This is a genomic window from Cognatiyoonia sp., from assembly GCF_965661665.1.
GTDB lineage: Bacteria > Pseudomonadota > Alphaproteobacteria > Rhodobacterales > Rhodobacteraceae > Cognatiyoonia.
In genome coordinates, this window is sequence record NZ_CBFIEO010000017.1 from 1 (window position 1) to 12,463 (window position 12,463).

Consider the following 12,463-nt stretch of genomic DNA (forward strand, 5'->3'; position numbering starts at 1 on the left):
TGTTGATGTCATCTTTCTTGATCTCGAAGATGCGGTTGCGCCAGATGAAAAAGTACAGGCGCGCAAGAACATCATCAAAGCCCTGAACGAAATCGACTGGGGCAACAAATCCATGTCGGTTCGGATCAACGGCCTCGACACACACTATATGTATCGCGATGTGGTGGACGTGGTTGAGCAGGCTGGGGAGCGGCTCGACCTCATCATGATTCCGAAGGTTGGCACCGCCGCTGACGTCTATGCCGTGGACATGATGGTGACCCAAATTGAGGACGCAAAAGGCTATAAAAAACGCATCGGTTTTGAGCACATTATTGAAACCGCATTAGGCATGCAAAATGTAAACGAAATCGCCGCTGCATCAGAGCGGAATGAGAGCCTTCATTTCGGCGTCGCAGACTACGCCGCATCCATGCGGGCCCGCACCACGGTCATCGGCGGTGTCAACGAAAACTACGCGGTCCTAACCGACCCTGCCGACGACGGCTCCCGTCAGGTGCACTGGGGGGATATGTGGCACTCCGCCATTGCGAATATGGTGGTTGCTGCCCGTGCCAACGGCTTGCGCCCAATCGACGGACCCTTCGGTGATTTCTCCGACCCAGACGGGTACAAAGCCGCAGCCTATCGCGCCGCCGTTCTGGGTTGTGAGGGCAAATGGGCGATCCACCCAAGCCAAATCGCGCTCGCCAACGAGGTGATGAGCCCGTCTGACGCCGAAATCGACAAAGCACAGCGCATCCTCGCAGCGATGGCCGAAGCCGAAGCCGCAGGCAAAGGAGCCGTCAGCCTTGATGGCCGCCTGATCGACTACGCCTCCATCCGTCAAGCGGAAGTGCTGGTTGAAAAGGCAAAGCAAATCTCAGCTGGCTAAACCAATAAGCAAACCTCGGCGGCGCTATGCCCTGCGCCGCCGACTGGCCCCCATAAGCCACCCCACAGTGAAGCCAATCATTGTGCAGATCGCCACGACAGCAGACCGTCGGACCTGAACCTGCCAAGTCAAACACCGATAGTCGACGAGTGCTGCATTCTGCACCGAAATACCGTCAGTACCTAAGTGACAAAGGCCAAAAGCAACCAAGCCAGTTTACGTTGCATGATGTGTTCCTTTGTTTTGCGCCTCGTAAGGGATGCCCCGACCGTCAATCATACCAAGCTGGGCGCAACTGCGTAAAACAGACCAGTACCCCATGCGCGCTGCGCGCAGGATGACGAATCTCGTCCAACCGATATGGCAGGAACAAGATATCATCAGGATGCTCTGGCACAGTTGTTCCAAAATGTGCGGCCAACCCCTCTTGCTCCATCAGGTTCAGCCAAACAAGCGTCAGTTTGCTACACATCCAGCCCAATGTTGGCTGTCTGACGTCAGCGCTTATGGGTCCAAATAGGGCAATTTGATAAGACAGTTTTCTTGGCTCATCGTAACCACCAAAGAGTGGACGACGAGAAAAACAATAAAGAGCCCTGACGAGAAGATCGTCAAAGACATCAAATGGGCTACGCGCAAACAGTATTCGGCTGAAGAGAAGATCCGAATCTTGCTGAAGAACTACTTCCTACCGGGCGATCTCAAAGCCCAGATTGAAGCCTTCGTCGATCACTACAACCATCAGCGCTACCACGGGAGCCTCAACAACGTCACACCTACTGACGTCTACTTCGGACGGGACAAGGCCATTCCGAAGCAACGAGAAAGGATCAAACAGAAGACCTTCGAAACGCGACGCTTGCATCACCGCCAGCACCCCTGGCAAGCAACGGGGTCATTTGCATCTTGTGACCAGCGCCAAACGAGCGGATACACGTTCCAAGAGGATAGCGAAACTGATCTCGGACCTTTGAGCATGATTTTTGACATTCCGCGCGTGCCGCTTGCGCTGACACTTGCAGGGGTCCTCCCTTTCGTTTGGGGGGCTTTGACCACCTTGAACCCTGCCCTCTCTGCATGGGGGATCGAGCATTTGGGCAGCCGCTTCGTCGGGCCTTATGTTCAGTTATTCTACGGCACGGTCATCCTGTCGTTCATGTCCGGTGTGCTCTGGGGCTTCGTGGCACGGAGCGACTACTCCTTTGGCTATGTCCTTTCCGTCATTCCTGCGCTTTGGGCGTTTTTCATGACGGGGGGCGGACCAACTACTGCATCGATCAACCTGATCATCGGGTTTGTCGCCGTGTTGGCACTTGATTGGCATTTTTCGTCGCTCGGCCAAACGCCGCATTGGTGGTTCAAGATGCGCGCCGGTGTCACCGCGCTCGTTGTGCTGTGCCTGATGCCGGGAGCCATGCTTTGATCGACGACAGAACCATCGCTGTCTATGACGCCAAGGCGGAGGATTACGCGCGGCTGGTTCAAAAATCAAAGCCAGACGAACATTTGCGGGCGTTTATCGGTGATTTGCCAAAGGGGGCGCATGTGCTTGATCTCGGATGCGGGCCTGCGAAAGCGTCGTCATTCATGAAAGAAGCGGGTCTGGTGCCGGATCCTGTCGATGCCTCTGACAGCATGGTCAAGCTAGCGAATGAAACTTTCAACATCGGTGCGCGCGTTGGTCGGTTTGATGAGATTGATGGCGTCGAGGTCTATGACGGCATCTGGGCGAATTTCAGTTTGCTTCACGCGGCGGAGGATGAGCTGCCCCTTCATATCGCGGCCCTCACCACGACGCTGAAACCAAACGGCGTTTTTCACATCGCAATGAAGGTCGGCGAAGGTACGCGACGCGACGCCTTGGATCGTCGCTATACCTTCGTGACCGAAGAGGAGCTGCGGTATTTGTTGGAAAACGTGGGCCTGACGATTGTGGATCAGGATGCTGGGGAAGAGGCAGGGCTCGACGGCAAGGTCTCCCCTTGGATCATGTATAGGGCGCGCAAGGATGGCTGAGCTTTTTGCTTACACAGACGGGGCGTGCTCCGGCAATCCGGGTCCGGGTGGTTGGGGCGCTTTGCTGATCGCGCGCGAGGGCGACGAGGTTATCAAAAAGCGGGAGTTGAACGGTGGCGAGCCCGAAACCACAAACAACCGGATGGAGCTTTTGGCCGCCATCACTGCGCTTGAAACGCTCAAGACCCCGTCCAAGATTACGATCGTGACGGACAGTGTTTACGTCAAAGACGGGATCACAAAGTGGATCTTTGGGTGGAAAGCAAGGGGCTGGAAAACCGCCGCCAAGAAGCCCGTGAAGAACGAGGAGCTTTGGACGCGATTGGATGCAGCGACCCAGACCCATAACATAACATGGGAATGGGTTAAAGGCCACGCAGGCCATCCCGAAAATGAGCGCGCGGATGAGTTGGCGCGTCAGGGGATGGAACCGTTCAAGCCGTCGAAAGACGACAGCTAGATTTTCAAAACGATCTTGCCGATGTGCGCGCTGCTTTCCATGCGGGCGTGGGCGGCGCTGGCGTCTTCCAAAGCAAACTCCTGATCCATCACCGGCGCGACGCGACCGGCTGCAAGCAGCGGCCAAACCTCTCGGCACAGATCATCAGCAATTCGCGCCTTCGCCAAATCAGACTGCGGGCGCAGGGTAGAGCCTGTCATCGTCAGGCGGCGCGTCATGAGGTGTACGAGGTTCAGCTCAGCCTTCATGCCTTGTAGGAACGCAATCTGTACCAACCGCCCATCATCGGCCAAGGCTTTGAGGTTGCGCTGGATATAAGGACCACCCACCATGTCGAGGATCACATCGGCACCCCCTTCGGCGCGGAGCACTTCCACAAAATCCTCTTCCCGATAGTTGATCGCTTTCTCGGCACCCAATTCTACACAAGCTGCGCATTTCTCATCGCTGCCCGCAGTGGCAAAGGCCAGCGCGCCGAAGGCGTTGGCGAGTTGGATCGCCGTTGTGCCAATCCCAGAGCTGCCGCCATGAACCAAGAACCGCTCCCCCGCTTTCAGGCCGCCACGCATGAAAACGTTCGACCAAACGGTGAAGAAAGTCTCGGGCAGGCACGCGGCTTGCTTTTCAGACATGCCATCTGGAATGGGCAGGCAGTGGGCCGCAGGTGTGTTCACCCGCTCAGCATAGCCGCCGCCGGGCAGCAAGGCGCAAACTTTGTCGCCCACATCGATGCCCGACACACCATCGCCTACCGCACAGACGGTGCCAGCGCCCTCAAGCCCCGGCAGGTCACTTGTGCCCTTGGGTGGATTGTAGAGCCCTGCCCGTTGAAGCGCGTCAGGCCGGTTCACGCCCGCGTAAGACAGCGCTATTTGCACTTCACCGTGCTCCGGCGCGGCGATTTCCCGTGTCGCAGGTTTAAGAACTTCAGGACCACCGTGCGCAGTGATTTCCACCACGCAGATCATTTCGCCGCTCATTTGTCTTCCTTAAGTGTCGCCGCGCCACATCCCCGGCAGATCAACATCCGGAATGCGGTTTGGGGCTTTGATCATACCCAGCATCCGCGACAGCGGATCGGTGATCGGCTTCAGGGCTGGGTTGTTGTTCACGCGAGCTTTGAATTTCTCAAAGTTCATCACATTGTCGATCCGGCGGCCGATGAAGGCGCGGGTGGCGCTGTGATCTTCGCTCATATCGCCGAGCCAGAACAAGACGACGGAGCTATAGACCGCCGAGAGCGTCGCGCGCTTTGAATACCAGTTGATGTCGTCAGAGGTGTCGCCAAGCACGGTCCAAATACGATCCGCGGTGCCCCAGATAAGCTTTGCCCCATCCGGCGCCATATGTGGCAAGGCGAACAGCACAGTGCCATGGCGCACCGTCTCTTTATCCGTGATGGCTTCCAACCGCAGCCAAATCGCATGGGCCACCTTTTCGCTATAGCGCATCTCTGACAGGTCGGCCTGCGCCATCGCAGCAGCCATCTCATCATCACCGCGCTGATGATACAGGATCGCAAGGTCAACGGCCCCACGGGGGAACAAGGTTTGCGCGTGTGCTTTATCAATGCCGACATCGGCAATGGCAGCCTCAAAGGCAGGCTGTGACCATCCGTCAAAGGCGACGTAGTCAAGAATGGCATCAATAAGTTGGACTTTTACGGGGTCTACTGGCGGTTTCATCGTCGTTTCCTCGCGGTTCCGGTGGATACTAGACAAAACTATAGTGCGATGCTACACGCCGACCTCCTGCTTTTTTGCAAATCTAGATTAGAAAGGTGGTGTAAACCACATGCAGGTTAGTGTTCGTGATAACAACGTCGATCAGGCGTTGCGTGCTCTGAAGAAGAAACTTCAGCGTGAGGGTGTTTTCCGCGAGATGAAGCTCAAGCAGCATTTCGAAAAACCATCCGTGCGCAAAGCGCGTGAGAAAGCTGAAGCTATTCGCCGTCAGCGCAAGCTGGCGCGCAAGAAAGCGCAACGTGAGGGTTTGTTGTAAGACACCCCCAGACGTTTACGAATGAGAATGCCCCGGTCTTGTGCACAAGGCCGGGGTTTTTCGTTACTGGCGCATGTACTGCGTTTGGCGGCCCTTGCCTTGGTTGCGCACGGTGACGAGCTTGTCACCATCAGTCAGCACCACAACGCAGTCCAACGGAAGCCGTTCCTTACCAAGTTTACGGTCGAAACAGGCAAAGCCCTTGTCGAACCACCCTGTGCCAGTAAGGTCCTTGCCCCCGCTACCGCGGCTTAGGCTACCGTCGCTGTTAAAGAGAAACCAATTACCGGCACTGTCTTCAAATGGCGTTTCGACCACCTGCGCATCAAATATGCTTTGGTCAAAAATCTGCTGCCATTCTGCCGATGCAGGCAGCGCCATAAGGCCAAAAATAATCGTATAAAGAAATTTCATAGCATCCTCCTGGAGCTAGAACCAAGAATCCCACTCCTGCAAGGAAGCGTCAAGCAAAGGCTAAGTTTGTGCGCTAAACTTTGCGTGTACGGCGGCGCAGCAAAGCGCCACCTGCAATGGTAAGGGCACGCATCGCGCAAGAGGCTGGGAGCGGTACGGGTGCAACTTCGATCTGAAAGATCACCTCTTGTCCCGCAATCCGACCGACATTAGAGAAATCAATCCAGATTACGTTTTCGTTTACAATAGATGTAATTGGCCCAAGGTTCGTACCAGTGATCTGAGTTAAAGACCGAAAGTCAGGCAGGTTATCTATTGTGTCGCACAAAACGATACCGTTGAACCCGTTGCCCTGATAAAAGTTGAAGTTCCCCATCTGGAACACCAACTCGTCTTGGTTAGTGGTCTCGTTGCGCCGAATATCGATCGTGTAAACAGTTCTGTTGCAGATTTGAAGATTAACTTCTTCTCCCTCACCGGCAATGAAGGTCTGCGGGAAAAACTGGTTCCCACGAAGTTCATGATGAAATTAAGACTCTATACCATACAAGATCGTAACAGCGGATGCAGCACTTGCACTGAGGCAAGCGACCAACGCAACTGCGAGTACTTTCGAGAATTGCATTGTTATACCTCAACAATGGCCGAGGAAACCCCGACAACGCGCAAGGTATGAGTCAATCTTGACGTAATTGTGCTCGTTTACGGCCCATATTCGGACGCTTTGGAGGGAAGTTCTTGGAAACGCTCACCGTCGGGCGCCAATCCCTCCCGAGGACCTTTGATTGTCCAATTTTCGTAAACAAAATGTTAAACTGGCAAAGCTGTCGTGTCGCGAACCGTGCGAAGGGCAAACGAGGATTGCATCTGAGCGACCCCGGGCAGCGTCGCCAAATATTTGCGGTGTATTCTGGCGAAATCTTCTGTGTCGCCCGCCACAACTTTAAGCAGGTAGTCCGCTGTGCCTGCCATCAAATGACACTCCAAAACATCTGGCACACGCGCAACCGCCTTCTCAAAAGCGTCGAGCACTTCGTCCGCCTGACCTGACAGAGTTATTTCGACGAACACCGTTGTGGGGCGACTGACCTTTTTGGGATCGAGCAGCGCGACATAACCCTTGATGAATCCATCCGCTTCAAGACGCTGAACACGCCTATGACAAGCAGAGGGCGAAAGGTTCACGAGGTCGGAAAGCTCCGCGCTGGATGTGCGGCCGGATTTTTGAAGTACCGTCAAAATGCGACGATCTATTTGGTCTAGGTCTACTTCACGCACGATTGTCCCACCTAACTTGTTTTTCACGCGATGAAATTACAGACTGGTGAGAGAAGGAGCAACAAAATCTGCAACTAAAAAGGGCTCATCGGTGGTGAGCCCTTCAAAAGATTGTCAAAGATTACCTCTTCAGCGCGGCCAAGATATCTGCAAGCAGCTCTTCCTGAGTTGGACCCTTAGGCGCCTCAGGTGCAGGCTCTTCCTTCTTCTTCGTTTTGTTGACGGCCTTCACAAGAAGGAACACAACAAAGGCGATGATCAGGAATTTGATGATGGCCATGATGAAACGGCCGTAAGCAAAGACAGCTGCGCCGGCTTCTCATGCCGCGGTGATGTTTGCATATTCGCCGTCACCCAATACGGCAAACATGCCGCTAAAGTCGACGCCGCCCATGAAAAGGCTGATAATCGGGTTGATCAGGTTAGCAACAAAGCTACCGACGATTGCAGTGAATGCTGCTCCGATGATGATACCAACGGCCATGTCCATAACATTGCCCTTGGCGATAAAGTCTTTGAATTCTTCGATCATTTGTATCCCCTAGTTCTTTGTTGGCCGGCGCTCAGATCATTTACCTGCGTCACAACTGGCGGGACATGATCCGAAAAGTTAAACAATCCAATGATTTTCATTAACAACGTTTCCCCGTAAGGAATTTACGGTAATTGTCCGGTCTCCACGTAACTCAGAATATCAATGACCTGCTGCGGTGTCTGAACCACGGCGAGGGCGGCTGCGTCGACCTCTTTCAAAGCATGTTGATGCTCATCTTGGTGCATCACGATCAAGGATTTGCCCAAAGCCGCCGCGTATCCAGCGTCAAAAGCGGCATTCCATTGTTTGTACTCCTCACCAAACCGGACAACGACGATATCCGCCTCTTCAATGCCCTTGCGCGTTCGGATGGCATTGAGTTTTGCGCCCTTGTGGTCGTGCCAGAAATTCTGATCTTCCGCACCCATGATCGCGACACCGCAATCGTCGGAAGCATCGTGATCCGTCACAGGCGCGCTAAACGACACATTGAGGCCCGAAGCGCCCGCAATGATCTGGTCGCGCCAATCGGTATGAATTTCGCCTGAAAGATAGATTTTGAGCATTGGACATTCCCTTATACTTCAGCCCAAGAAGCCAGACACGACAATCAAATTTACCGTCGCGGGCTACAGGCCATAGGGATATCATAGACCGTTGCGAGACGGGTCAAGGCTTTGACGTTGACATCATGCGGGTGCGGTGACAGCGGATCAGTGAAAAAGATGAGCAAGTCGATCTTGCCATCTGCAATCATTCCACCGATCTGCTGATCTCCACCAAGTGGGCCGCTTTTGGTCAAGTTTGGTTAAGCGACGGCACCCAATCGTAAATCTTCCCACCAGTCGTTGCTGTGCAGAGGATGGTATGATCCTGCAGCACCGTCTGATGCTGCTCCACCCAGTCGCAAAGAAGCTCTTTCTTCCTATCATGGGCAGTCAAAGCAATGCGTTTGGGCCCATTCATCCGCGCAATTCACCGCCCGTTGCCTTTACAACTTTCTCGACAATCTTCGCGCCTACGGCTGCAATATCGTCTTCTTTCAATGTCTTATCGGCTGGCTGAAGCCGGACAGTGATCGCTAAGGACTTTTTCCCGTCGCCCAAACTGCCGCCGATGAATTCATCGAACACACGGACGTTTTCGATCAATGCTTTGTCTGCACCTGCGGCCGCGTTCACCAGCGTCAAAGCCTCAACATTGGCGTCGACGACAAAAGAAAAATCGCGCTCAACGGCTTGCAAGTCCGTAACCTGCATCGCGCCTTTGTTGGCAGATTTGTTCTTGGGCAGTGGGATTTCGGCGGGCCAAAGGGTGAAGCCAACAGCAGGGCCTTTTACATCCAACTCCCGCAGGATTTTCGGGTGAATTTCACCGAAGACACCCAACACCTTTTTCGGTCCGAGGCAAATCTTGCCACTGCGGCCAGGGTGCCACCAGTCATCGGCGCCGCGCATGATCTGGACCTTCGCAGGCGCACCGAGGGCGGAGAGGACCGCCTCAGCATCCGCTTTGGCGTCATAGACATCAACGGCGCGGCTTTCACCTTGCACGTCTTTTGGACCTGTGCGCCCGACCAGAAGTCCGGTCACCATTTGATGCTGTTCACCCGGCTCACCCCCGTGGAACGCATCGCCCACTTCGAAGAGCGCGACATCCATGAAGCCCCGCGCTTGGTTGCGAGCGGCGGCTTGCAAAAGGCCGGGCAGCAAGGCAGGCCGCATATGCGACATCTCCGAACTAATCGGGTTTTCCAGCATGGTCGCATCATCCCCACCGCCGAAAAGCGTTGCCGCCGCTTTGTCGATGAAGCTGTAGGTCACGCATTCATTGTAACCCAGCGCGGCCACGGACCGACGCGCAATGCTCGCACGGCGTTGGCTGCTCGTCAGGATTGGCTTTGGCACGCCATCCTCTGCCTTTGGCAAAGGCTTACCTGCCAACTTCGTCAGGGACGCCACACGCGCGACTTCCTCGACCAAATCGGCTTCTCCCATCACATCAGGGCGCCAAGACGGGACGTGCGCTATATCGCCGTCCAAGGTAAACCCAAGGGCCGTTAGTGTCTGGCGCTGCTCCGCCTCTGGAATGTCCATCCCGACAAGGCTGATCACCCGCTTTGCATCCAGTTTGTACACGCGGGAGGTGTCCGGCACGTCGCCTGCTTGGACAAGCTCAGACGCCTCACCACCCGCATGATCGACGATCATTCGAACGGCGTGCTCCAATCCTTCTGGCGTGAACGCAGGATCGACGCCCCGTTCAAACCGATAGCGGGCGTCTGAATTGATTTTTAGCGCGCGGCCTGTGTAGGCGATCTGCACCGGATCCCAATAAGCGCTTTCAATGAACACATCGGTAGTTTCCTCGGTGCAGCCCGTTTCCAGACCACCCATGACACCTGCGATGCTTTCTGGCCCGTTGTCATCAGAAATCACCATCTGGCCCGTTTGCAACGTGTATTCTTTGTCGTCCAAGGCAACGAGCGTCTCGCCCCCTTTTGCGCGGTGAACGCGAAGATCACCCATGACTTTGCCAAGATCAAAGACGTGCAGCGGGCGGTTCAGGTCGTAGGTGAAGAAATTCGTCACATCGACGAGGAAGCTGATCGGGCGCAGTCCAATGACGCGCAACTGATCCTGCAACCATTGCGGGGATGGGCCGTTCTTCACGCCGCGGATCACGCGGCCACAGAAAACAGGGCACCCGTCGAGTGTGTCGGTATCGATTGTGACGCCAATATCAGCCTTGAACGCGGCAGGCACGGGATCGACCGTCCGGTCTTTCATCTTGCCAAGGCCGCGCGCGGCCAGATCACGTGCGATGCCACGCACGCCAAGCGCATCAGGACGGTTTGGCGTAATTGCGATTTCGATGACAGGATCGACCTTCGCGGGATCATTTTCGGCCAGCCAATCAGTGAAGGATTGCCCCACCTCGCCAGAAGGCAGCTCAATGATGCCGTCATGCTCTTCCGACAGCTCCATCTCCCGTTCGGAGCACATCATGCCAAAGCTTTCGACGCCGCGGATTTTGCCAACGCCAATGGTTGTGTCGATGCCTGGCACATAGGTGCCGGGGGAGGCTACAACGACAGTGATCCCTTCACGCGCATTCGGTGCGCCGCAAATGATCTGCGTCGGGCCGTCCATTGTCTCAACCTGACACACCCGCAACTTGTCAGCATCAGGATGCTTTTCAGCCGAGGCCACGAAGCCGATGGTAAAATCGCGCAGCTTTTCTGCCGGATTTTCAACGCCTTCCACCTCAAGACCGAGGTCCGTGAGGGCGTAGAGGATATCATCGATGGAGGCGTCCGTCTCCAAATGTGATTTCAACCAAGAAAGCGTGAATTTCATGAGTTTTTCGTCCGTATCGCGCGATTTTCTGCTTCTTAAACGAAAGCCTGATGAGGGGGAAGCGCCAAGGCAAATCAGCACGTTTCAGTCGCATTTTAAGCAATTTTTACCGATATAACTGCGGCAGTTTGGTAATTGGTGATAATATGAATTTAATTGGCAGGACGTATATCTTTTTCGCTGTAACCCTTGTTATGTTGGCTGGCGCAGTAAACCACTACGATCAACTGACCGAAGAATCAGCGGATCCGACGATAGTCGTTACCTAAGCCGCAGCTTATGCAGAATGTGACAGAAATTCGCTCGATTTTGGCGATTTCCGCGTTGGGTGTCATTACGGGAATAAGGACAGTCGCGTTCGGAGGCATACGCCGGACCGCGTATCGCTTGGGCACGCCGGCAGTGGCGGCGTAAAGTTCGTTTCAACGACTCGTAACTGACCGATAACTCAGCGCGACAAGCCACCGCTGAGCGTGGGCTGGTCCAATGCGGCAAATCCATAGTGCCGCAGCCAGCGAAGGTCTGAATCAAAGAACGCCCGCAGATCAGGGATGCCGTATTTCAGCATCGCGATCCGGTCGATGCCAACACCAAACGCGAAACCTTGATATTCGTTCGGATCAATCCCACCTGCTTGCAGCACCTTCGGATGCACCATGCCGGAGCCGAGGATTTCGAGCCAATCATCACCCTCACCCACTTTCAGCGTGCCGCCTTCCCACGAGCATCGGATATCAACCTCTGCCGAGGGTTCCGTGAACGGGAAGTGTGAGGCACGGAAGCGGATATCGACGTTATCCACCTCGAAATAGCTTTTGACGAACTCCTCCAGCGCCCATTTCAGGTTGGCCATTGAGATGCCTTTGTCGATCGCCAGACCTTCGACCTGATGGAACATTGGCGTGTGAGTCTGGTCATAGTCGGCGCGGTAGACGCGGCCCGGACAGATGATGCGGGTCGGCGCGCCATTGGCTTCCATTGAGCGGATTTGAACTGGTGATGTGTGTGTGCGCAACACATGTGGCGGGCGGTTATCGCCCTCTTTGCGGTGGGTGTAGAACGTGTCCATCTCCGCCCGCGCAGGGTGATGCCCCGGAATATTTAGCGCATCGAAGTTGTACCAGTCATTTTCGATTTGCGGCCCTTCCGCGACGGAGAATCCCATGTTAGCGAAAATCGCTGTCACCTCTTCCGTCACCTGACTGATCGGGTGGATCGTCCCCTGACGGCGGCCTCGACCCGGCAGCGTCACATCCAGCCATTCCTCCTTCAGACGCGCATCGAGTGCGGCATCTTCGAGCGCCGATTTCTTGGCGACGAGGGCTGAGTTGATCTCATTCTTCAAGGCATTGAGCGCGGGGCCAAAGACCTGACGCTCTTCCGGCGTCATCTTGCCCAGCTCGCGCATTTTCAGGCTGATCTCACCCTTCTTGCCCAGCGCTTGCACGCGCAAATCCTCAAGGCCTGCCTCATCAGAAGCATTACCAATCAAATCAAGGTATTTCGCTTTGAGATCGTCCATCGTC

Annotated in this window: 16 protein-coding genes and 2 pseudogenes; 6 read left to right on the forward strand and 12 right to left on the reverse strand. The window is 55.0% G+C overall.

The window, feature by feature from the left end:
- Positions 1-874: HpcH/HpaI aldolase/citrate lyase family protein (locus tag ACTF5F_RS11345; RefSeq protein ID WP_438956986.1), on the forward strand; the 874-nt coding region annotated here is incomplete at its 5' end.
- Positions 875-898: 24 nt separating this feature from the next.
- Here ACTF5F_RS11345 and ACTF5F_RS11350 read toward each other — a convergent pair.
- On the reverse strand, positions 899-1,039 hold the full coding sequence (locus tag ACTF5F_RS11350) for a LapA family protein (protein WP_438956987.1): 141 nt from the start codon (positions 1,037-1,039) through the stop codon (positions 899-901).
- A 106-nt stretch (positions 1,040-1,145) separates the two neighbouring features.
- Positions 1,146-1,346, reverse strand: a complete 201-nt coding sequence (locus tag ACTF5F_RS11355; protein ID WP_438956988.1) for a hypothetical protein — start codon at positions 1,344-1,346, stop codon at positions 1,146-1,148.
- Between the two features lie 186 nt (positions 1,347-1,532).
- Between ACTF5F_RS11355 and ACTF5F_RS11360 the strand changes: the two are divergent.
- The 4 genes and pseudogenes from ACTF5F_RS11360 to rnhA form a co-directional block, all read left to right on the forward strand.
- A pseudogene (locus tag ACTF5F_RS11360) lies at positions 1,533-1,748 on the forward strand (integrase core domain-containing protein); the annotation flags it as partial.
- A gap of 102 nt (positions 1,749-1,850) precedes the next feature.
- Complete coding sequence (locus ACTF5F_RS11365) at positions 1,851-2,297, forward strand: DUF3429 domain-containing protein (protein WP_438957060.1); 447 nt, start codon at positions 1,851-1,853, stop codon at positions 2,295-2,297.
- Positions 2,294-2,890, forward strand: a complete 597-nt coding sequence (locus tag ACTF5F_RS11370; protein WP_438956989.1) for a class I SAM-dependent DNA methyltransferase — start codon at positions 2,294-2,296, stop codon at positions 2,888-2,890. Before ACTF5F_RS11365 ends, ACTF5F_RS11370 begins: the two co-directional genes overlap by 4 nt.
- A complete protein-coding gene (gene rnhA / locus ACTF5F_RS11375) occupies positions 2,883-3,350 on the forward strand; it encodes a ribonuclease HI (RefSeq protein WP_438956990.1) in 468 nt (155 codons plus the stop codon). Before ACTF5F_RS11370 ends, rnhA begins: the two co-directional genes overlap by 8 nt.
- Here the strand turns inward: rnhA and ACTF5F_RS11380 are convergent.
- Positions 3,347-4,330 (reverse strand): NAD(P)H-quinone oxidoreductase, encoded by a 984-nt coding sequence (locus ACTF5F_RS11380; protein ID WP_438956991.1) that lies wholly within the window; start codon positions 4,328-4,330, stop codon positions 3,347-3,349. The genes rnhA and ACTF5F_RS11380 overlap by 4 nt on opposite strands.
- A gap of 9 nt (positions 4,331-4,339) precedes the next feature.
- Positions 4,340-5,035 carry a COQ9 family protein gene (locus ACTF5F_RS11385; protein WP_438956992.1) on the reverse strand — a complete coding sequence of 232 codons (696 nt, stop codon included), beginning with the start codon at positions 5,033-5,035 and terminating at the stop codon, positions 4,340-4,342.
- A 109-nt stretch (positions 5,036-5,144) separates the two neighbouring features.
- On the opposite strand from ACTF5F_RS11385, the gene rpsU reads away from it, so the two are divergent.
- A complete protein-coding gene (rpsU, locus tag ACTF5F_RS11390) occupies positions 5,145-5,351 on the forward strand; it encodes a 30S ribosomal protein S21 (RefSeq protein WP_072857096.1) in 207 nt (68 codons plus the stop codon).
- 63 nt (positions 5,352-5,414) lie between these two features.
- On the opposite strand, the gene ACTF5F_RS11395 is transcribed toward rpsU, so the two are convergent.
- The 8 genes and pseudogenes from ACTF5F_RS11395 to pheS all read right to left on the reverse strand — a co-directional run bounded on the left by ACTF5F_RS11395 (position 5,415) and on the right by pheS (position 12,459).
- The gene (locus tag ACTF5F_RS11395; RefSeq protein ID WP_438956993.1) at positions 5,415-5,765 is read right to left on the reverse strand and encodes a hypothetical protein; all 351 of its coding nucleotides are present in this window, start codon (positions 5,763-5,765) and stop codon (positions 5,415-5,417) included.
- 73 nt (positions 5,766-5,838) lie between these two features.
- Positions 5,839-6,141, reverse strand: coding sequence for a hypothetical protein (locus tag ACTF5F_RS11400; RefSeq protein ID WP_438956994.1), 303 nt, complete (start codon positions 6,139-6,141; stop codon positions 5,839-5,841).
- A 434-nt stretch (positions 6,142-6,575) separates the two neighbouring features.
- Positions 6,576-7,043, reverse strand: coding sequence for an Lrp/AsnC family transcriptional regulator (locus ACTF5F_RS11405; protein WP_438956995.1), 468 nt, complete (start codon positions 7,041-7,043; stop codon positions 6,576-6,578).
- A 121-nt stretch (positions 7,044-7,164) separates the two neighbouring features.
- Positions 7,165-7,575: pseudogene (mscL, locus tag ACTF5F_RS11410) on the reverse strand (large conductance mechanosensitive channel protein MscL).
- Positions 7,576-7,700: 125 nt separating this feature from the next.
- Entirely contained in the window at positions 7,701-8,144 is a 444-nt protein-coding gene (locus ACTF5F_RS11415) for a YtoQ family protein (protein ID WP_438956996.1), read from the reverse strand.
- Between the two features lie 50 nt (positions 8,145-8,194).
- Complete coding sequence (locus tag ACTF5F_RS11420; RefSeq protein WP_438956997.1) at positions 8,195-8,380, reverse strand: methylglyoxal synthase; 186 nt, start codon at positions 8,378-8,380, stop codon at positions 8,195-8,197.
- A 160-nt stretch (positions 8,381-8,540) separates the two neighbouring features.
- The gene (gene pheT / locus ACTF5F_RS11425) at positions 8,541-10,937 is read right to left on the reverse strand and encodes a phenylalanine--tRNA ligase subunit beta (protein ID WP_438956998.1); all 2,397 of its coding nucleotides are present in this window, start codon (positions 10,935-10,937) and stop codon (positions 8,541-8,543) included.
- A 448-nt stretch (positions 10,938-11,385) separates the two neighbouring features.
- On the reverse strand, positions 11,386-12,459 hold the full coding sequence (gene pheS, locus ACTF5F_RS11430; protein ID WP_438956999.1) for a phenylalanine--tRNA ligase subunit alpha: 1,074 nt from the start codon (positions 12,457-12,459) through the stop codon (positions 11,386-11,388).
- Between the last annotated feature and the right edge of the window lie 4 nt (positions 12,460-12,463).

Bases quoted from the DNA above. Each gene is read 5' to 3' on its own strand.
- ACTF5F_RS11355 (WP_438956988.1), bottom strand. From the start codon at position 1,346: ATGTGTAGCAAACTGACGCTTGTTTGGCTGAACCTGATGGAGCAAGAG.
- ACTF5F_RS11365 (WP_438957060.1), top strand. From the start codon at position 1,851: ATGATTTTTGACATTCCGCGCGTGCCGCTTGCGCTGACACTTGCAGGG.
- rnhA (WP_438956990.1), top strand. From the start codon at position 2,883: ATGGCTGAGCTTTTTGCTTACACAGACGGGGCGTGCTCCGGCAATCCG.
- ACTF5F_RS11380 (WP_438956991.1), bottom strand. From the start codon at position 4,330: ATGAGCGGCGAAATGATCTGCGTGGTGGAAATCACTGCGCACGGTGGT.
- ACTF5F_RS11385 (WP_438956992.1), bottom strand. From the start codon at position 5,035: ATGAAACCGCCAGTAGACCCCGTAAAAGTCCAACTTATTGATGCCATT.
- rpsU (WP_072857096.1), top strand. From the start codon at position 5,145: ATGCAGGTTAGTGTTCGTGATAACAACGTCGATCAGGCGTTGCGTGCT.
- ACTF5F_RS11395 (WP_438956993.1), bottom strand. From the start codon at position 5,765: ATGAAATTTCTTTATACGATTATTTTTGGCCTTATGGCGCTGCCTGCA.
- ACTF5F_RS11400 (WP_438956994.1), bottom strand. From the start codon at position 6,141: ATGGGGAACTTCAACTTTTATCAGGGCAACGGGTTCAACGGTATCGTT.
- ACTF5F_RS11415 (WP_438956996.1), bottom strand. From the start codon at position 8,144: ATGCTCAAAATCTATCTTTCAGGCGAAATTCATACCGATTGGCGCGAC.
- pheT (WP_438956998.1), bottom strand. From the start codon at position 10,937: ATGAAATTCACGCTTTCTTGGTTGAAATCACATTTGGAGACGGACGCC.
- pheS (WP_438956999.1), bottom strand. From the start codon at position 12,459: ATGGACGATCTCAAAGCGAAATACCTTGATTTGATTGGTAATGCTTCT.